Annotated in this window: 13 protein-coding genes; 7 read left to right on the top strand and 6 right to left on the bottom strand. The window is 71.5% G+C overall.

All coding sequences use genetic code 11. From position 1 onward, the window contains the following. The first annotated feature begins 44 nt into the window (after positions 1-44). The 4 genes from V1227_RS05780 (at position 45) to V1227_RS05765 (ending at position 3555) form a co-directional block, all read left to right on the top strand. Positions 45-1235 (top strand): serine/threonine-protein kinase, encoded by a 1191-nt coding sequence (locus V1227_RS05780; RefSeq protein ID WP_329791427.1) that lies wholly within the window; start codon positions 45-47, stop codon positions 1233-1235. 160 nt (positions 1236-1395) lie between these two features. Then, positions 1396-1668 (top strand): hypothetical protein, encoded by a 273-nt coding sequence (locus tag V1227_RS05775; RefSeq protein ID WP_329791426.1) that lies wholly within the window; start codon positions 1396-1398, stop codon positions 1666-1668. Positions 1669-1879: 211 nt separating this feature from the next. Continuing rightward, positions 1880-2272: a YciI family protein gene (locus tag V1227_RS05770; protein ID WP_329791425.1), complete on the top strand. Its 393-nt coding sequence runs from the start codon at positions 1880-1882 to the stop codon at positions 2270-2272. Beyond that, a complete protein-coding gene (locus V1227_RS05765) occupies positions 2269-3555 on the top strand; it encodes an RNA polymerase sigma factor (protein ID WP_329791424.1) in 1287 nt (428 codons plus the stop codon). Before V1227_RS05770 ends, V1227_RS05765 begins: the two co-directional genes overlap by 4 nt. Before the next feature lie 402 nt (positions 3556-3957). Here the strand turns inward: V1227_RS05765 and V1227_RS05760 are convergent, their stop codons facing one another. After that, positions 3958-4473, bottom strand: a complete 516-nt coding sequence (locus V1227_RS05760) for a winged helix-turn-helix transcriptional regulator (protein ID WP_329791423.1) — start codon at positions 4471-4473, stop codon at positions 3958-3960. Between the two features lie 89 nt (positions 4474-4562). Between V1227_RS05760 and V1227_RS05755 the strand changes: the two genes are divergently transcribed. Further along, positions 4563-5336: an SGNH/GDSL hydrolase family protein gene (locus tag V1227_RS05755; protein ID WP_329791422.1), complete on the top strand. Its 774-nt coding sequence runs from the start codon at positions 4563-4565 to the stop codon at positions 5334-5336. Between the two features lie 22 nt (positions 5337-5358). Here the strand turns inward: V1227_RS05755 and V1227_RS05750 are convergent, their stop codons facing one another. Continuing rightward, positions 5359-6369 carry a zinc-dependent alcohol dehydrogenase gene (locus V1227_RS05750; protein ID WP_329791421.1) on the bottom strand — a complete coding sequence of 337 codons (1011 nt, stop codon included), beginning with the start codon at positions 6367-6369 and terminating at the stop codon, positions 5359-5361. A gap of 513 nt (positions 6370-6882) precedes the next feature. Here V1227_RS05750 and V1227_RS05745 point away from each other — a divergent pair. Then, positions 6883-7587, top strand: a complete 705-nt coding sequence (locus V1227_RS05745) for a hypothetical protein (RefSeq protein WP_329791420.1) — start codon at positions 6883-6885, stop codon at positions 7585-7587. A 66-nt stretch (positions 7588-7653) separates the two neighbouring features. On the opposite strand, the gene V1227_RS05740 is transcribed toward V1227_RS05745, so the two are convergent. The 4 genes from V1227_RS05740 to V1227_RS05725 form a co-directional block, all read right to left on the bottom strand. Beyond that, a complete protein-coding gene (locus V1227_RS05740) occupies positions 7654-9252 on the bottom strand; it encodes an aldehyde dehydrogenase family protein (protein ID WP_329791419.1) in 1599 nt (532 codons plus the stop codon). Further along, the gene (locus V1227_RS05735) at positions 9249-16511 is read right to left on the bottom strand and encodes an SDR family NAD(P)-dependent oxidoreductase (protein ID WP_329791418.1); all 7263 of its coding nucleotides are present in this window, start codon (positions 16509-16511) and stop codon (positions 9249-9251) included. The genes V1227_RS05740 and V1227_RS05735 overlap by 4 nt, the downstream gene beginning before the upstream one ends. Before the next feature lie 123 nt (positions 16512-16634). After that, positions 16635-17291: a DJ-1/PfpI family protein gene (locus tag V1227_RS05730; RefSeq protein ID WP_329791416.1), complete on the bottom strand. Its 657-nt coding sequence runs from the start codon at positions 17289-17291 to the stop codon at positions 16635-16637. A 67-nt stretch (positions 17292-17358) separates the two neighbouring features. Further along, positions 17359-18330 carry a GlxA family transcriptional regulator gene (locus tag V1227_RS05725; RefSeq protein ID WP_329791415.1) on the bottom strand — a complete coding sequence of 324 codons (972 nt, stop codon included), beginning with the start codon at positions 18328-18330 and terminating at the stop codon, positions 17359-17361. A gap of 91 nt (positions 18331-18421) precedes the next feature. On the opposite strand from V1227_RS05725, the gene V1227_RS05720 reads away from it, so the two are divergent. Beyond that, a complete protein-coding gene (locus V1227_RS05720; RefSeq protein WP_329791414.1) occupies positions 18422-20314 on the top strand; it encodes a cytochrome c oxidase assembly protein in 1893 nt (630 codons plus the stop codon). Positions 20315-20319 lie beyond the last annotated feature (5 nt).

Below are 20319 nucleotides of genomic sequence, written 5' to 3'. Positions count from 1 at the left end.
CAGGGCACCCGAACGTGTCGCGTTGGACGATGGAGGGTGTGGCGGTGTCACAGACGGTGAACGGCAACCTACTGGCCGGCCGCTACCGGCTGCTGGACGCGGTGGGTGCCGGCGGGATGGCGGAGGTCTACCGCGCCGAGGACACCGTTCTGGGCCGCGAGGTGGCGGTCAAGGTCTTCCGGCCCGGGTGGGACGACACGGCCAGGCGCCGGTTCGAGTCCGAGGTCCGCACGCTGGCCGGGCTGTCGCACCCAGGCTTGGTGCCGGTCCACGACGCCGGCACCGGAGATGGCACGCCGTTCCTGGTCATGCGGTTGCTCGAGGGGCGCACCCTGCGCACGGAGATCGCCGACGGCCCGTTGTCCCCGCAGCGGGTGCGCCGACTGGGCGCCGAACTGGCCGAAGCCCTGGCCTACGTCCACGCCCAGGGTGTGGTGCACCGCGACGTCAAACCGTCCAACATCCTGCTCGACGACCTCGACAGGCCCTACCTCGCCGACTTCGGCCTGGCCCGTCTGCCCGGCGCGACCAGGCTGACCCGCACCGACCAGATGGTCGGCACCGCCGCCTACCTCGCTCCCGAACAGGTCCGGGGCGCCGACGTCGACCACCCCGTCGACATCTACGCCCTCGGCCTGGTCCTGCTGGAGTGCCTCACCGGCCACCGCGAGTACCCCGGCGGCGAGGTCGAGGCCGCCGTCGCCCGCCTGCACCGCTCTCCGGCCATCCCCGAGCACCTGCCCGCCGACCTGGCCGGTCTGCTGTCGTCGATGACCGCGTCCGACCCCGACCAGCGGCCGACCGCCGCGGACTGCGCTCGAGCCCTGCAGGCGAACCCCGTCGCCGACGACACCCTGCCGGTCCCCGCCCACCTCGCGGAAAAGGCTCCGACCGACGCACCGCGGTCGGCTCGGGTGCCGCGCAAGGCGCTGCTCGCCTCGGCGGCGGCGCTGCTGGGCGCGGTCAGCGTCGCCTGGGCGGTCGCACCCGGTGCCCAGCCGGTCAACTCCGCACCTACGTCGAGCACGTCCTCGACCACCACGTCATCCACCGCGTCGACCCCGTCCGCCGCTCAGGTGACGACGCCGGCCCAGCAGCCCACCGTCCAGGCCGGCACCGCCACGCCCGTTGCGGAGGTGGCGCGGCAGCCAGTTGCCCCGGCCCCGGCTGCGGAAGCAGGTGCGAAGAAGCAGAAGGGCAAGCCGCAGCAACCACCAGGCAAGAGCAAGAAGTAGTCGGCACCGGCACACGTGCGATGACGTCGTGGCTTCGGCCGAACTCGGCGTTCAGAGGATTAGCCATCGCCCGATCGGGGTAAAAGCGGATGCCGACGCGTATTCGCGTCGGATGCAGTCTTGACCGTGTTACCCCATCGATCCACCAGGGACCAGAGCGATGAGCAGCTACAACCGTCCCGCCGAGGGTTCCGTCGAGCACAGCGGCAGCACTGCCTCCGATGACCGCGATGACGCTGGGATTGCGGCTCAGCCGAGCACCGCACCCACGGCCGAAGCGGGGACCCCGATCTACGACGAGTTGGCTGCCCGCTTCGGTCTGCCGCACCTGCGCGAGGAACCAGAGCACCGCACCGACAGCGCGCCAGTCGACGTGACCCTGTCCGGCGTCGTGGACGCGGAACAGTCCGAAGGCATGCGCCCGGCCTGCTGACGAACCGCGTGCAGATGCCTCCGCTGTGCATGCCCGCCGATGGACGGCGACCGCGTCGGCGGAAAGCGCAGTCGGCGACATCACCTGTGCTGCCGGCACCTGGCTCGAAAATCCTCCCGGCGGATGTAGACGTGACGCGCCCGGCTCCGACGTCCCACGCGAGGATGGGGCCGACCGGCCGCGTCCACGACGAGAACCAAGGGGCCGACAGGTGAAGTACGTGCTCATGATCCACTCCAACCCGCAGCCGTGGGGGCACCCGACCTCCGACTACCTGCCCGAGTACCAGGTCATGTCGAAGGAGCAGCTGGAACGGCTGAACGCCGGCTTCGAGGCGATGCTCGAAGAGCTGCGGGAGAACGGCGAACTGCTCGGGGGCGAGGCGCTGGGTGCGCCCGAGTCGTCGCGGCTCTACCGCTGGAGCGACGGCAAGCCGCTGGTCACCGACGGCCCGTACTCGGAGGCCAAGGAGCACCTGGCCGGGTTCTTCCTCATCGACGTGGACAGCCGGGAGCGCGCGGAGGAGATCGCGGCACGGTTCGCGGGTCCGGGCGAGACCGTCGAGCTGCGGCCGGCGATGTGGCCGGGCGGGTCCGACCAGTGATCGCACGGGTGGTCGAGGACGTGTGGCGGCGGGAGTCCCCGCACGTCCTCGCCGCCCTCCTGCACCGGTACGGCGACCTGGGCGACTGCGAGGACGCGGCACAGGAGGCGGCCGAGGCGGCGGCGCGGCAGTGGGACCGCGACGGCGTGCCCGGCAACCCCCGCGGCTGGCTCATCCGGGTCGCGTCGCGGCGGCTGGTCGACCGGCTGCGGGCCGATGGCGCGCGGATGGCGCGGGAGAACGCTCTCGGCGCCGCACTTCCCGCCGACGCCCACCTCTCCCCCGCCGCCGACCGGTCACCTCTCGACGAGGCCGACGACACCCTGCGGTTGTTGCTGCTGTGCTGCCACCCGAGCCTGAGCCGGTCCTCGCAGGTCGCGTTGACGCTGCACGCCGTCGGCGGGCTGAGCACCGCGCAGATCGCCGCCGCGTACCTGGTGCCCGAGCGCACGATGACGCAGCGCCTCACCAGGGCGCGGTCCACGTTGCGGGCGGCGGGTGCGGTGTTCGGCCTCCCGGCCCGTGCCGACCTGCCCGCGCGCATCGCCGCGGTGCTCGACGTCTGCCACCTCATGTTCACCGAGGGGCACACGCGATCCACCGGTGACGGGCTGGTCGACTCGCCGCTGGCGGAGGAGGCCCTCCGCCTCACCCGGCAACTGCACGCGGTCGTCCCCGACCACGACGAGGTCGCCGGCGCGCTGGCGTTGATGCTGCTGACCCACGCCCGTGCGGCCGCCCGCACCGAGAACGGCGACCTCGTGCCGCTGGCCGAGCAGGACAGGTCCCGGTGGGACCGGCAGCGGATCGCGGAAGGCGTGCGAATCCTCGAACGGGTCCTGCCGCGCGGACACGTCGGCAGGTTCCAGCTGCAGGCCGCGATCGCCGCCGTCCACGCGGAGGCCGAGAGCGGGGAAGCGACCGACTGGCGGCAGATCACCCTGCTCTACGCCATGCTCGCACGGGTGGCGCCGGGCCCGGTCGTGACGCTCAACCAGGCGGTCGCGCTCGGGATGGCGTTCGGTCCCGAGCACGGTCTGGCCCTCCTCGGACCGTTGCTCGACGATCCCGCGATGCGGCGACACCACCGCACTCACGCCGTACATGCGCATCTGCTGGAGATGCTCGGCGACCTGCCGGGCGCGCTGGAGAGCTACCGCAAGGCAGCCCGGCTCACGGCGAGCCAGCCCGAGCAGCGCTACCTCAACGCCCGGATCCGCCGCCTCACCGCAGGCCGAGCGTCACCCTCCACTCCCCTGTGGAGCGCTCGGGAATCACAGTGATCTTGACTGTCCGTCCTTTCGGGACGTCGAGGCCCAACGTCTGCTTGCCGTCCACGGTCAGCGTGATGGTCGACCATTGCCCTGGCACGACGTCGAGTCCGGTCCAGTCGAGCGGTCACCGGTCGGCTCCTCGACTCTCCACCGGCGCCGCCACCAGGTGGCGTGCGGGGTCACGATGATCCGCCGCCCGAACGGCTCTGGATCGCTGTCGACGCGGCTCCGGATCGCCGTCGATGCGGCCCCAGGCCCGCACGCCTTGGCCAGCGCCGTCTGCAGCAGGTCCTCCGCGTGCCCCGCGTCCCGCGTCAGTAGAAGAGCCATCCGCAGGAGCGGGGGACGAGCGACCGTCAACGGCCTCGAGTTCGATCTGCGCACCCTCGGCGAGGTGTCCGGGGCGACGGCTCAGTCGCGTGCGCGGGCGCCGGGGCCAGGCGCGGCCTGGATGTCGCCGAGGCTGTCCACGGGGTGGTCGTGGGTGCAGCGGACCTGGGTTCGGATCGGCGCGCCGCAGTCGCGGTGGGTGAGCACGACGGTGGGTCCGTCAGGCGTGGGAAGCCAGTGGTCGGCCCAGTTGAGCAGGCTGATGATCGCGGTGGCCAGGTCCCGCCCCTTGTCGGTGAGGCGGTACTCGTGGCGGCCGCGCGATCCGGTGTCGTGGTAGGCGACCTTGGTCAGGATGCCCTGGTCGGTCAGGTCGCGCAGGCGTGCGGACAGAACGCCGGGGGTCAGGCCCGTGTGGCGGCGGAAGTCGTCGAAACGCCGGGTGCCGTAGAACGCCTCCCGCACGACCTGCCCGGCGCTGCGCGGTACGAGCACGTCGAGCGCTCGTTGCACCGAGTCCGGCTCCAGGAGCCACGCTTCGCGGTTCCACGCCGGGTCCGCGGCTTCGGCCGGATCGTGCGCGCGGGGCTGCTGCATGCGCGCACTGTGTCACATGCCCCTGCTTCTGGCGTTGCCAAGAGCCGCTGTTGTGCGGCGTGAGGAGAGGTTCGGCTACCGTGCTGAGTATGGTTTACAGTACTCAGCCGGTGCGGCGGTTCGTGGCGCTCGGCGACAGCCTCACCGAGGGGGTCGGCGACCCCCGGCTCGACGGCACGCTGCGCGGCTGGGCCGACGTCCTGGCCGGCGAGCTCGACCACGCGTGGCCAGGACTGCGCTACGACAACCTCGCCGTGCGCGGATGGCACGCCCAGCACGTCCTGCAGCACCAGCTGGAGCAGGCGCTGCGCCTCGAACCCGATCTGGCGAGCGTCATGGTCGGTGCCAACGACGCGTTCGACCGGCACGGGTTCGACGGCGCCGAGGTGGGCCGCGTGCTGCGCAGGACGGTGGCGGCCCTGTGCGACAGCGGTGCACGGGTGGTCATGGCGACGCTGCCGGACATCACCCGGCGCTGGCCAGGGCCCGCACGCCTGCACCAGGCGACGCGCTCACGGTTCGAGCTCGTCAACGACCACGTGCGCACGATCGCGGCCGAGCACAACGCGATCATGCACGACCTGTGGCACGACGAACGCACCCACGCACCGCGGATGTGGTCGATCGACCGGGTCCACCCCGGCACGCACGGGCACGCCGGCATCGCGCACAGCTTCGCCGAGCTCCTCCTCGGCAGCACCCGCTCACCGTGGACCCCGGCGGGACCGGCGGTGACCGCGGCGCAACGACTGGCGGAGATCCGCTCGCTCTACACCATCCTGCGAGCCGACCGCGGACGGCCGTTGCCCGTCCAACTCCCCCGCGGGCCGTGGAACCTCTCCCACACCGGAACACAGCACTAGGGAGCGGTTCCCCGCCGCGGTGTCAGAACTCGATGACCAGGCGGGCGGGGACCGAGCCGTTCAGGATTTCGGTGAACGAGCTGTTGACGTCGTCGAGCTTGCGGGTGAGGGCGACGACCCTGGTGCGACCGGCGGCGTGCAGGGCGAAGACCTCCGCCAGGTCCTGGCGGGTGCCGACGACGGAGCCGACGACGGTGATGCCCTTGAGCACCAGGTCGAACACGGGAACGGGCAGGACGCCGTCGGCGGGCAGACCGACGCAGACCAGTCGCCCGCCGCGGCGCAGCGAGGCGAACGCCTGCTCGAAGCTCTGCGGCGAGGCTGCGGTGGCGATGGCCACGTCCACGCCGCCCAGCTCCGCGATGGCGGCGACGGGGTCTGCGGTGCGGGCGTTGACGGTGTGGTCGGCGCCCAGGTCGCGGGCCAGGGCGAGCTTGTCGTCCTCGACGTCCACGGCGACGGTGAAGCCGCCGGCGATGCGGGCGTACTGCAGGGCCAGGTGCCCGAGGCCGCCGATGCCGAACACGGCGACCCGCTCGGCGGAACGCACGGCGGCGACCTTCACGGCCTTGTAGGTGGTCACACCGGCGCAGGTCAGCGGCGCGGCGTCCACACTGGACACGCCGTCCGGCACCGGCACGGCGTAGCGGGCGTCGGCGAGGGTGTGCTCGGCGTAGCAGCCGTCGACGGAGTAGCCGGTGTTGCGCTGCTGCTCGCACAGCGTTTCCCAGCCGGACACGCAGTAGGAGCACTCGCCGCAGGCGTGCCCGAGCCAGGGGATGGCCACGCGCGTGCCGACCCGTCCCGGGTCGATCCCCCGGCCGACGGCCGCGATGACGCCGACGCCTTCGTGGCCGGGGACGAACGGCGGGGTGGGCTTGACCGGCCAGTCGCCATTGGCGGCGTGGATGTCGGTGTGGCAGATGCCCGACGCCTCCAGCCGCACCAGCACCTGTTCGGCGGCGGGTACCGGCACCGGCACCTCGCGGACCTCCAGCGGCGCACCCAGCTTCGTGACAACAGCAGCCCTCACGGCGACTCCTCGATCTCGTTGCTTCCACGACCAGTCTTGCCAGGTCGCGGTGCGGGAGCCGCAGCCCGAGGTCACGTCGGAGCAAGGCCTTTCGCCTCACGCGGGCCACCGCCGTCAAGTGGGCGGACGGTTCTCACGGACAGGTTCAACGTGAACAGGCTGTGATCGACGTCGTTGCCCGCGATCTGTGCCGGCAGCACGAGCCCGTCCTGATCGGGCGGCACCTCCCCCTGGTGGTCACTCCACACCCTCCGGTTGCGAAGGCAGTCCGGCGGGGCGGGCAGGCGCTTCGGCACCGCCCGGCAGGTCACTGCGCCTCACCAGGAGGACGGAGCAGCGTGCTCAGCTCCTGCGCCACGTCCAAGGGAACGCCGTGTTCCCCGGCGGGTCTTGCGATGACATTCTCCTCGACGAAAGCCGGTCGACGCGTGGCGGACCGCCCGCTCGCCGACACCAGGTCGCGGCGTCGTTTCCGCGGCACGTGGACCTCATTCTTTCGAGTTGTCTACGCCTATGTCTTCCCTGGAATACGTGACACTGGGAATCATGGCGATCACTCGACGTATGTTTGTCAGCGGCGCAATGGCGGCTCCTGTTCTCGCGCAGCTGCACGGTGCCACATCCGCGAACGCGAGTCCGACGGCTGACGCGGCGTTCACCCTGCTGGATGGACTGGGTGAGATGCGGTTGACCGAGGTCGCGCGCGAGCGGCTCGCGACGGAAAAGATCGAAGTGCAGGCCGTCGCGCCGGCTACCGCCATTGTGGGCGCTGACGGCACGACTGTGGTGGGCGTGAAGCTCCCACCTGAGTACAGCACCGGCACGATCAGCCCGGTGGGACAACCGGGAAAGGGGTCCGGACGCGCGCTGGGCGGGGTGGTCTTGCGGAACGCGAAAGCACGCATGGAGATCACCGGCATCCGCGGCTCGGTTCCCGACGGGCGGGTCCACGCCTTTCTGAAGATCGACGACGAGTGGGTCGGCGAGCTGCCGTTGTACGCCGGCGACGTGAGCGCGGTGCGGCTGTCCGTGGAGCCGGGGGCGCCGGGTCAGCCGACCACGATCAAGGGCAGCGACATCCCGATCACCCCCACCCAGGAGGGTGTGGACGCCTTCACGAAGGCTTTCGGCGTTGCGTTGTTCGCCATGACCGACACGGTGTTCACCGCGTCGGGCAGCGGGCGCGCGTGGCCTGTACCGGCCTCGCTGCCCGGCTGATCAGCTCGGGACGACGACTGCCGGCGCATCGGGTTCTCCCGGTACGCCGGTGGTCGTCGCGTGGTGTCAGTTCATGCCGATGACGGCTTGCCAGGGGTGGGTTCTGGTCGTGGCGATGGCGACGGCCTGGAGGCGGCTGGCGCGCAGGAAGGGGTAGGCGGCCTCACCGTGAGAACCTCCGCTGTGCCCGGTGCCACCGAGTCCGGGCAGGTGCCGGGCGTGGGCCATGTGGGAGTCGTTGACCTTGAGCACTCCCCCGTTGGTCACGGCGGTGGTGAACCGCTCGATCACCTCCTGGCTCTCCGCCCACAGCGAGTTGCGCAGGCCGAACCTGTTGCCGTTGAGGAAGGCGATGCAGCGGTCGAGCAGGTCCGGGCCGTCCTGCGGCACCACGACGGACAGCAGCGGGAAGAAGCACTCCTCACGCACGGCGGCAACGGTCTCGGCGAACTCCAAGCCGTTGATGCGCAACACCGTCGGTTCGAGGAAGAGCCCATGGGGATCGGGTTCGCCGCGCAGGTTGATCTGCGCGCCACCGCAGACCTTCGTGGCACCCGCACGCAGCGCTTCGTCGAGAGAACGCCTGAAGGCCGTGGCGCGCAGAACGGGACTGAGCACCGTGTCGGAGTCTTCCGGGTCACCGGGGCGCAGCGCGGACGCGGCCTCCCGCAGCCGGGTGAGCAGCTGATCGGCGATGGCGGGGTGGACAACGGCGTACTTCGGGCCGATGCAGGCTTGGCCCGAGGCGTAGAACGACTCGACCAGTGCCGCGGTGGCGTGCTCGAGGTCGGCGTCGTGCCACACCAGCATGCCGTCGTTGCCGGACAACTCCAGGATCGCCCGCTTGCCCCGTTCCACGCATTCGCGTTCCAGTGCCAGCCCGCGGCTGCTGGAGCCGAAGTAGTAGATGGTGTTCACCAGCGGACTGTCCAGCCACTGCCTCATGGTGGCTTCGAAGTCGGCGCACAGCACGTTGATCGTTCCCGGCGGCGCGCCGTGTGCCTCCAGCGCCGGGATGATGATGTTGTGCAGCGCATGGGCCAGCGAGCTGGCGCAGCTGCGCGGCACCCGGATGACCACGCTGTTGCCCGCCAGCAGGACCAACGAGGCGATCAACCCGTACAGCGGGGTGTTAGCGGGTGGGTCGACGCAGACCACACCGTCGGGCTGGCGTTGCAGCACGATCGTGTGGTGAGGCGTGGTGATCTCCTGCCGGAGCAGGGAACGCGCCAGCTCCAGGCTTTCCGGGTGGACGAGGTGCAGCACCGCGTTGAGCTGGGCCTCGGCCAGCAGGCGCGGGCATCCCTCCATGCGCATCAGCCGCGCGAGTTCCTCGCGATGCTCCAGGAATCCTTCGTACAGGGCGCCGACGCACGCCAGGCGGTCGGTGAACGGCACCAGGCGCAGCCGCGCCGCGGCCTGCGCTGCCGCCCGCAGCGCTGCTTGCCCCTGCTCGGGTGTGGACAACGCGACGGAGCACAGGATGTGCGGGTGGGCGTGCAACTCCTCTTCGGTGCCTTCGCGGAGCAGGCGGAACAGCGATGTCGCGGCGGCCCCGTCCGGTTCCAGGACGGCGCGCACGCTCATGCCGTACGCGCGTTCGTCGGTGTCGACGAGTTCTCCGCCGATGTAGAGCGGGAAGTGCCGCACGGTCGTCTGGGTCACTGGTTGTCCTCGGTCTTGAAGTAGGTGGCCAGGGAACGGGCCAGGTCGTCGATGCCGCTGCTCGCGACCACCCGCATGATCGGGATCTCCCTGCCGAAGCGGCGCCGCATCTTGGTGACCAGCTCGGCGCCCATCAGCGAGTCCACCCCCAGCTGGTCCAGTGGCCGGTTGCGGTCGACGCGTTCCGGTGCGACGCCCAGCACTTCGGCGAGCGTCTTCACGATGTGTTCGGCGACGAGCTCGACCGCCTCGTCCACCGAGGCCTCCCGCAGGCGGACGAGGAGATCGTCGTCCTCACCGTCGGCGGCCTGCTCGCCTCCTGCCAGCTCGCCGAGCCTCGGTGTGGCGAGGTGGGAGTAGAGGCGGCGCAGGAACTGGCCGTCGTGGCTCCACACCAGCGACACCTCGGGACCGCCGACCAGTTCGTCCAGCGCTTGGCGCACCGAACGCAGCGGCAGCAGGGCCAAGCCCGCGCGGACCACCGTCTTGGCCGTGGCCTCGTTGCGCGCGACGTAGCCGACCTCGCCGAGGGCACCCCAGGCGATCGTCTGCCCGGCCAGTCCCCGGCTGCGGCGGGCACGGGCCAGTGCTTCCAGGAACAGGTTCCCGGCGCAGTAGGCGGCCTGACCGGCGTTGCCCACCACGGCCGCCCCCGACGAGAACAGGAGGAAGAGGTCGAGGTCGTGGCGACCGGTGACGCGGTCGAGGACCATCGCGCCGGCCATCTTCGGCGCGAGCACGGCGCGGAACCGCTCCGGCGTCAGGTCCGTGATCATCACGTCGTCGAGCACCATCGCCGCGTGCACCACGCCGCGCAGCGGGGCGCCGCCACGGTCGATGGAGTCGATGACAGCGCGCATCGCGGACTCGTCGGTCACGTCGGCGGCGTGCACGGACACCGCCGCGCCCCGCGCGGTCAGCTCGGCGATGAGGTCTTCGGCTTCCGGTACGGCCCTCCCCCGCCTGTTCACCAGTGCGAGGCTTCTGGCCCCGCGGTCGACGAGCCAGCGTGCCGTCTCGGCACCGAACCCACCCGCGCCACCCGTGACCAGGTAGGTGCCGGACGGGTCGGGCACGAAGGCACCCGCCTGGGCAGCCCGCTCGACCTGCGGTCGCCGGTCGAAGGTGACGACCAGCTTGCCGATGTGCCGGGAGTGCTGCAGGGACCGGAACGCCTCGGCGGCCTGGGCGGCCGGGAACGCCCGGTACGGGACGGGATGGACGACTCCCGCCCGGACGTGGTCGATGATCTTGTCGTGCTCGTTGGCGATCTCCTGCAGACGCCGGCTTCCGAGCTGGTCGACGTCCACGACGAAGTAGCTGATGTTGTTGCGCAACGGGAACAACGAGACGTTGCGGTCGCTGTAGAGATCACGCTTGCCGAGTTCGACGAACCGGCCGCCGAAGCGCAGCAGCTCCAGGCTGCGCCCGATGAACTCCCCGCCCAGCGAGTTGAGCACGACGTCGACGCCCTGACCGTCGGTCACGGCGAGCACGTCGGCGACGAAGCTGAGGCTGCGCGAGTCGAAGACGTGCTCCACGCCGAGCAGTTTCAGGAAGTCGCGCTTCTCCTCGGTGCCCGCGGTGGCGATCACCGTGGCACCCAGGGAGCGGGCGCACTGGAACGCCGCCAGCCCGACACCGCCGGCGGCGCCGTGCACCAGGACCGTCTCGCCCTTGGCGAGCTTGGCCTGGTGCACCAGCCCGTAGCTGGCGCTGATCAACGCGACGGGCATGGTCGCCGCGGAGACCAGGTCGATCCCGTCGGGCACCGGCCCCACCAGGTTCTCGTCGGCCAGCACGTGCGAGGCGAAGGAACCGGCGACGGACCCGAAGACCCGGTCACCCGGCCGGTACCGGGTCACGCCGGGGCCGACCGCCGTGACCACTCCCGCGCACTCGCCGCCGAGCCGCGTGCCGGTCATGCCGGCCTCCACGACCCACCCCGGCAGCAGTCCGACCGCGAGCAGCGCGTCGCGGTAGTTGATGCCCGTGGCGTGGACCTCGAGGGCGACCTGGCCCGGACCGGGTTCCGGCATCTCCGCGGCCACCCACGCCAGCTCGTAGGAGGGCCCCGCGTCGCGGGCGATGAGCCGGTACGGGGTGGCGGGGTCGTCGGCAGGGGGTGGCGGCATGTCGCGCAGACGCGGCACGAACCGGCCCGACGCCGTGAGCACCACCTCGTCCTCGTCCGTGGGGTCGAGGAGCTCACGTGCGACTCGGTCGACCGGCACGTCACGCGCGACCGAGACCCGCCGGATGCTCATCGGGCTGTGTTCGGCGGCCACGGTGCGCGTGGCGCCCCAGAACGCGGCGCCGGCCGGGTCCGTCGCCCCTTCGGGCGCCGGGTTGACCCCGGTGGGGCGGCTGACCAGCCACAGCCGCGTCACCGCGCCCGCGGGGAGCTCGGCGGACCTGACCGCGAGCGTGCGCACCAGTTCGAACCGCCGTGTGGTCGCCTCGACGGCGGCCGGCGGATCCACCTCGTCCTCGGCGAGCACGAGCACCACATCGGTCTCCGAAGCGGTGAACCAGTCAGCTGTGCCGGTGCCGGCGGTCGTCCGCACCGCGTCGGCACCCAGCTCCGCGAGCCTCGTGGTGAGCGCGACGGCCAGCTCGTCGGTGTCGTCCTCGGCGACGACCACGACACGGCTGCTCGCAGCGGTACCCGTCGCCTCCTGCGCGGAAGCGGTGCGCGGCACCCTGCTCGCCGTCGTCAACGAGCACAGTTCTCCTTCGAGAACCGTTCGCGCGGCACGGAAACCGTTGTCCGGCAGCAGATCGCGCCACTGCTGGGCGGACAGCACCGGCGAGGTGGGCCGCAGGTCGAGATCGGTCATCGACCAGAACTCGGGTACCAGGCCGAACGGCAGGGCGAGCAGCATCGGATCGTGGGCCTCGACGAACAGCAGACGTCCGTTGTCGGCCAGCATCTCCGACACCGCGCGCAGTGCCGCACGCACGTCCTTGGCTGCGTGGAGGGCGTTTCCGGCGACCACGACGTCGAAGCCACCGGCCTCGACGTCGGGCTGGTCGAGGTCGAGGGTCCGGTACTCGACGAAGTCGTACCGCCCGAAGCGCGCCTCGGCCGGGGCGAGGAAGGTCTGCGAGATGTCCGTGAACACGTAACGCGTGCGGTCTCGCGGCAGGACGGGCAGCAGCGCCGCGGTCAGCGCGCCGGTGCCGCCACCCACCTCCAGAATCCTGAGTGGACGGTCGGCGGGCCACGCCTCGGCCAGTGCGCGCATCACCTCCGCCGCGGCGTGGTTGCACGACCGCAGCAGCGGAGACAGGGCGTGGTAGTGGGCAAGGGTGTCGCTGCCGTGCGCGGGGAGAAGGACGTCCAGCGCGTCCCGTTCCCCGCGCAGCAGTTCGGCCAGGTGCAGGCCGCACCGGCCGAACAAGGTCAGGTCCGGGACGTGCTCGGGGAAGTCGGCGACCAAGCCCGCGAACGCGGGTTCGGCGACGTCGGGACGGATCCGCCAGCGGGTGCGTCCCTGGAACTCGCCGAGCCACTCCAGGTGGCCGTGGTCGGCGGCCAGTCCGGTCAGCAGGTCGAGCAGGCGGCCGAACTCCGGGCGCACCCCGGCGGCCAGCAGGTCGTCGGTGAAGAACACCTCCGCTCCGTCGAGGACGGTGGTGAACGCGCGCACCGTGAAGGCGGCGGCCGCCTCGAGCCGCCGTCGCCTCAGCTCCGCGTAGCCGGTGACCGGCGGGGCCTGCACCCGCGGTGACGGGCAGGGCACCTCGGCGGCCGGTGGCAGGCCGCGCGGTGCGGCGCGGAGCTCGGTGTGCTGGCGCCGGACCACGCGCCGGCTGGGCACCTTGACCCGCAGGAACCGGCAGTCGAGCAGTTCCAGTGCGACGGTGCCCGCGTCGTCGGTGAGGGTGATGTCGGCCGAGGCCCAGGACTCCGAGAGGGTGCGGCAGCGGAAGTGCACGGCGCCGGTCTTGGTGGGTGTGTTCCACAACCGGGCGGAGCCGATCGCCACGGGCATGTAGGAGTCCTCGTCGGCCACGTGGCCGCGGCGGATCCGGCCGAGCTGGATCGCGGCCTGCGGGGCGACGTCGGTCCACGCCGGGTGCGCGTGAAATCCGGTGAAGTCCAGGTGGCCGCAGTCGTAGTCGCCCAGGACCTCCATGCCGTCCACCCACAGGCCGGAGATGACCAGGAACTCGGGGCCGTAGCCGAGACCGATCCGCTCCCCGTCGGCGTACAGCGTCTCCCGATCCACGTGCTCGCCCCTCTCGGCGAACCGTGCGCGCAGTGCGGTCAGGTCGAGTGGAGGCGGGGCCGAGGCCACCCGGCGGCGCACTCGTCCTCGTGCGTGGGTCAGCCACGTCTGGCCCTCGGCCGAGCACGTGGCGACCCGGAACACGCCGTCCTCTTCGGACAGTGAGACCTGCATGTTCGGCAGCACCGACTCGTCGTCGGGAGCCACCATCGGCTTGGTGATGTGCAGCTCCCTCACCTCCGCCGGTCCGTCGAACACGAGCTGCCCGGCCGCCCAGCCCATCTCCAGGTAGCCGGCCGCCGGCATGATCGGCGTCCCCGCCGCCCGGTGGCCGGTCAGCCACGGCCACCGCGCCGGGTCGACGGTGGTCTGCCACGTCGGGTCGGAGACGGCGACCCGGTCGCCGAGCAGCACGTGGTCGGGTGGCGCGCTGGTACCGCCCCAGGTGTGCCGGCCGCCCAGCCAGAACCGCTCGCGTTGCCACGGGTGAGCGGGCAGCGGCACGACCCGGCCTCGGTGGGGGAAGAACCGTTCGGGGGCGATCGCCACGCCCGCGGCCAGCGCGGACTCCACCGTCGCCCGCAGCGCGGCCGCTCCGGGCTCGTCCCGGGTGAGCGTCGGCAGAACGGCGAGCACGCCGTCCTTCGCGGCTCGCTTCAGGTACGTCCGCAGCACCGGTTTCGGCCCGATCTCGATGATCGTGTCGAACCCGGCGGCGACCAGGTGGTCGGTGGCCGCGGCGAAGCGGACGGGCTCACGGACGTTGCGCCACCAGTACTCCGCGTCCAGTCGCTCCCCCGCCAAGGGCTCGCCGGTGACCGTGGAGACGAAATCGACTGCGGCGGCTTTCGGTGCCAGGCCGGCCAGGTCCGCCAGCAGCGGGGCGCGCAACGGCTCCATCGCCGCGCTGTGGAACGGGTAGTCCAGGTCGAGGATGCGGCAGAAGACCTCGCGCTCCGCCAGCCGGTCGGCGAGGTCCTGCAGATCGGCCCTCGGCCCGGCGACCGTGACGTCACTCGCACTGTTGATCCCCGCGATCTCCACGCGCCCGTCGTAGCGTGCGAGCAGTGTCCCGGTCTCCTCCGGCCCGAGGCTGACCGCAGCCATGGTGCCGGTGCCGGCGGTGGTCGCCTGGGCCCGGCTGCGCGCCACCACCAGGGCCACGGCCTGGTCCACGTCGTAGATCCCGGCGGCGAAGGCGGCGGCGATCTCCCCCACGCTGTGGCCGTACACGGCTTCCGGACGCAGGCCGTGTTCCGCGAGCACCGCCACGATGCCGGCCTGCACCGCGAAGAGGACGGGTTGGATCACACCGGTGTCGTGCAGCCGCGGCTCGGCCGACCGCAGTTCGCCGGCGGCCGTCCAGCCGACGAGCGGTGCCAGTGCGGCGTCGATCCGGGCGACCGCGCCGGCGAACACCGGGTCGGTGTCGACGAGGTCCGCCGCCATGCCGGGCCACTGCGCGCCATGACCGGAGAAGGCGAAGGCGACGCGGCCCCGCTCGGTCGCCCGCTGTGGCGGGATCTGCTTCGCCAGGCGATGACGCGCCTCGTCCGCGTCGGCGGCGAGCACCACGCGGCGGTGGGCGTGCTTTCCCCGTCGTTGCGACGAGGTGTAGGCGAGGTCGGCGAAATCCGTGCAGCCTGCCAGACGACGGTCCATGCGGGACACCGCGTCGGCGAGGGCCGCCTCGGTGTGTGCCGAGACGACGATCGGCACCTCGGTTCCCCCGTGCAGCGCGGGGTGAGCCGCGGGTGGTTCCTCCAGGACGACGTGCACGTTCGCACCGCCGAACCCGAACGAGTTCACCCCGACCAAACGGCCCGCCACCGGCCGCGACCGCTCCACCGGGGTCAGTGCCAGGCCGTCGAAGTCGATCTCCGTGCTGCGCGGGCTCGCGTTCGGGGTCGCGGGGATCTCGCCGTGGCGCAGCACGAGGATCGCCTTGCACAGCCCGGCCATGCCCGACGCCGGTTCGAGGTGCCCCAGGTTGGCCTTGATCGAACCGATCGGCAGCGCCGCGCCGGTGCGGCGCAGCCCGAGGGCGTTCCCGATCGCCCGGCACTCGACCGGGTCGCCGATCGGTGTCCCGGTGCCGTGCGCCTCCAGGTAGGCCAGGTCGTCCGGGTCGAGCTCGAACCGGTCGTAGACCTGGCGCAGCAACGCTTCCTGGGCCTCGCCGCTGGGCAGCACCAGTCCGCTGGTGTGCCCGTCGCTGTTCGTGCCGGACCCCGCGATCACGGCGTGGACGCGGTCCCCGTCGGCGACCGCGTCGGCCAGGCGCTTGAGGACCAGCACGCCACCGCCCTCGGCACGGACGTACCCGTCGGAACGGGCTGAGAACGGGCGGCAGTGCCCGGTCGGCGACAGGAACCCGGCTTTGGCGAACCCGACGTAGGTGATGGGGTTGAGCAGCAGGTTGACCCCTGCGGCGAAAGCGACCCGTCCGCCGCCGTGCCGGAGGTGCTCGCAGGCCAGGTGGACCGCGTTCAGCGACGAGGCGCACGCCGTGTCCACCTTCAGGCTGGGTCCGTGCACGTCGAGCTGGTAGGACAGCCGGTTCGCCGTGTTGGACAGGGCGGCTCCGGAGTTGGTGTAGGGACCGACCGCGGACGGAATCAGCATTTGCTGTCCGCCGTAGTCCAACGCGGACACACCGACGAACACGGCGGCATCCGTACCGGCCAGCGAGGCCGGGTCGATCCCGGCGTCGTCGAGCGCCTCGACGCCCAGTTCCAGCACCAGCCGCTGTTGCGGATCGATGCACATCGCCTCACGCGGGCTGATCCCGAAGAAGCCGGCGTCGAACCCGGTGATGTCGTCGAGGTACCCACCCGCGAACGTGTAGGACTTGCCCGGCCGCAGCTGGTTGGAGTCCCAGTACCGCTCGACGTCGAACCGGTTCGGCGGTGGCGGCCCGACCACCTCGCGCTCTGCGGCCAGCAACGACCACAGCCCCTCCAGATCGCCGGCTCCGCCGGGGAAACGACACGCCACACCCACGATTGCGATCTTGTCCAGCACGTCGGAATCATTTCGGACCGGGAGTGCCGAAATCCATGCCGGCAAACGCGCTCACCCGGATAACCAACCCATCAGGTGACGCGCGCCGATCTGTCGCTGCGGCTGACCCGTCCGGTGGTGAACTCAGCCCGACAGCACGCGCCTCGCGCTTTCGACCACGTCCGCGGGGGCGGAGTCGAGCGATCCCGCGGAGTAGGGCGGCTCCGGCGCGTACTCGATGACGAGCTGCACCGTCTGCGCGACGTCGTCGCCCGCGATCAGCCCGCCCAGGGTCAGGGCCATGTCGATGCCGGCGGACACGCCGGCCGCGGTCGCGTAGTGACCGTCGACGACGACCCGCTGCTTCGACGGGATCGCGCCGAACTCGGCGAGCTGGTCGAGCGCGGCCCAGTGGGTGGTCGCCCTGCGGCCGTTGAGCAGTCCGGCAGCGGCGAGCAGGAAGCTGCCGGAGCAGACGGCCGTCGTCCACCTGCTGGTCTTGTCGGTCGTGCGCAGCCAGTCGAGCAGGGCGTCGTTGGACATCTGCTCCATCTGGCCAGGGCCTCCCCCGACGAGCACGATGTCGGGTGTCGTGACGTCGGCCAGGGTCGCGACGACGTCGATCGACAGGCTCTTCAGGTCGTTGACGACCAGGCCCGGCTTCTCGGCCACGAAGACGACCTCGGTGTCGGGAAGGCGGCCCAGGACCTCGTAGGGCCCGATGACGTCCAACGAGGTGAAGCCGGGGTAGAGAACGATGGCGACCTGCATGTAGGTGCCCCTCCAGTTCGCGAAGATCAACGCGAAGAACGCTAGTTCCGCCGGCCCGAGGCGCCTATGTCATGCACCCCAACGAATCTGCCACCTGTCAAAGATCAGATCGACCGCGCCGGTACTCCGTGGGCGAGACACCGAGTTCGCGCATGAACGCGCGGCGCATCCCTTCCTGCGTCCCGTACCCGCATTGACGTGCGATCCGCGACACGCCTTCATCGGTGCCCACCAGCATGCGCTGCGCGGCCTCCAGCCGGATGAGGTCCACGAAACGCCCCGGCGTCACCCCGGATTGTTCGGCGAACGCCCGCGCGAACTGCCGCGGTGACAGGCCGGCCCGCTGCGCCATCGCGGGAACGGACAGGTCCGCCGCGAGGTTGGCGGTGGCCCAGTGCTGGACCTCGCGCAGAGGCGCGGAGTGGGCGACCTGGGCGGAAAGCTGCGCGCTGACCTGGGCCTGGCTGCCCGGTCTGCGCAGGAAGACCACCAGCAGCCGCGCGACCTCGTGCGCCACCGCGCGGCCGAAGTCCTCCTCGACCAGGGCGAGCGTGAGGTCCACCCCCGCGGTCACCCCGGCCGACGTGTAGACGGGACCGTCCCGGACGAAGATCGGCTCCGGCTCGACCCTCACCTCGGGGTGGCTGTCGGCCAGATGCGCGCAGGCCTCCCAGTGGGTCGTCGCCCGGCGGCCGTCCAGCAGGCCGGCCTCGGCCAGCAGCCAGGCCCCGGTGCACACCGACACCACCCGTCTCGCCCCGGGAGCGCGCTCGCGCAACCAAGCCACGAGCCGACCGTCGACCTCTCCCACGCCCGGTCCACCCGGCACGAGAAGCACGTCGGGGTCCTCGGCGGCGGTCAGGTCGACGTCCGGAACCATCCGCAGGCCTCCGGCGGCACGCACCACTTCACGATCAAGAGAGGCCGTGCGAACGACGTACGGCGGCGTGTCCTCGGTTCCGGCGAAACGCGCCACCGCCGAGAACACGTCCAGGGGTCCGGCGACGTCGAGGGGCTGCACACCGTCGAACAAGATGACGAGCACGAATCGAGTGCGCACCTCCGGCATCCTTGCACGTGGGCAGTCTGATGCGTCACACGGACGCCGGTAGTTCGGGCTGTCCGGGAACTGAGCCGGAGTTCTGCCCGACCGCCTGTGCATGAGGGTGGACAGGACCGTCGCGGTGGCGTCGGCCGGCTCGGCGTTGTGCGTCACGGTTGTCGTGTTCTGGGCGGGTGACGTGTACGCCGTTCTGGGAGACAGTGATCCGGGCAGACTCACGTCGCTGGCGTTCGGCATCGTGCGCACGCTCGCGAACGCCGCCGCCACCGTCGCGGTGGGAGCGCTCGCTTTCGCGGCGTTCGTCGTGCCCGCGCCGCCGAAGCGGATCAAGCTGACCGCGCACGCGTACGCCGCTGTGCGCACGGCCGCGACGGCGGCCGCGGTGTGGGCCTGCGCGGCGACCTGTGCCGTCGTCCTGTCCGCTGCGGACGCGTCGGGGCAGTCCGCAGCGGTGGCGCTCGACCACCTCGGCGGGCTCGTGGCGGCGACCGAGGAACCGAAGGCCTGGGTCTGTTCAGCTGTGGCCGCCGCTGTCGTGGCGGTGGGTGCGCGGGGGACGCTGACGTGGACGACCTCGGTGTTGTGGCTCGTGCCCGCGACCGTCGGTGTGCTGGCGCCGGTCGTCGCGGGTCATGTGGCGAACGGCGCGTGGCACGACGTCGCGACCAACGCCATGGTCTGGCACATCCCGGCGGCCGCGGTGTGGATCGGTTCGCTCGTCGCGCTGCGGGCGTATCTGCGCCGGCCCGGGACCAGCGCCACCGATGTCGTCGTGCGGCGCTATCACCGGCTCACGACGTGGTGCTTGGTCGTGCTTGTCCTGAGTGGATCGGTGGTCGGTGCGGTGCTGACCGGGCCTGCCGGACTGCACAGCGGTTACGTCGTTTTGTTGCTGCTCAAGCTTTCTGTGTGTGCGGCCGTGCCGGTGCTGCGGGCGCGCTGGGGTGTGTGCCGGCCGCTCGGCGTGGAGTTGGTGGCGGTGGGGCTGGCGATCGGCGCGTCGGCCGGGCTCACGCACCTCGTGCCGCCCGCGTGGTTCGTCCGCAGGCCTTCGCCTCAGGAGACGGTGCTCGGCTACGAGCTGCCGACCCCGCCGACGCCGGCGGAACTGGTTCTGGGCTGGCGGCTCGATCTCGTGCTGGGGCTGGGTGCCGTCGTGCTGGCGGTGGTGTACGTCGTGGCTGTCCGCACGCTGCGCCGGCGGGGTGACGGGTGGCCGGTCGGCCGGACGGTGGCGTGGTTGTCGGGCTGCGCGGTCGTGCTGGTGGTGACGTCGTCCGGTGTCGGCAGGTACGCGGCGGGCACGTTCAGCATGCACATGGTCGCGCACATGTCGCTCAACATGCTGGCACCGGTGCTGCTCGTGCTCGGCGGGCCGGCCACGCTGGCGTTGCGGGTGCTGCCGCCGGGGCCGAGGCAGTGGGTGGCGGCGTTGCTGCACTGCCGCGCCGCGCGGCTGGTCGCGCATCCCGCGGTGGCCGCGACGACGTTCGTCGGATCCTTCTACGTGCTGTACTTCTCCGAGCTGTTCGGTGCGGCGATGCGCTTGCACTGGGCGCATCAGCTGATGAACATCCATTTCCTGCTCAGCGGCTACGTGTTCTTCTGGCTCGTCATCGGGGTCGACCGCGCACCGCGCACGCTGCCGCACCTGGCCCGGCTCGGGCTGTTGTTCTCGGTGATGCCGTTCCACGCGTTCTTCGGCGTGGTCCTGATGAACCACCAGACCGTGATCGCCGAGTTCTTCTACCGCACCCTCGGCCTCACCTGGGTGCCCGATCTTCTCACCGACCAGCGCCTGGGCGGCGGGATCGCCTGGGCCACCGGGGAGATTCCCATGCTGGTCGTCGTGCTCGCCCTGCTGCGGCAGTGGGCGGTCGCGGACCGGCGCGAGGCCGTGCGGTTCGACCGCGCCACCGACACCGGGCACGACGACCGGCTGACGGCCTACAACGCGATGCTCGCGGAGCTTTCCGGAAGGAAGAACTGACCTGT

The sequence above is a fragment of the Lentzea sp. DG1S-22 genome, assembly GCF_036321065.1.
Lineage (GTDB): Bacteria > Actinomycetota > Actinomycetes > Mycobacteriales > Pseudonocardiaceae > Lentzea > Lentzea jiangxiensis.
This window is presented reverse-complemented; position numbering and strand designations above follow the sequence as displayed.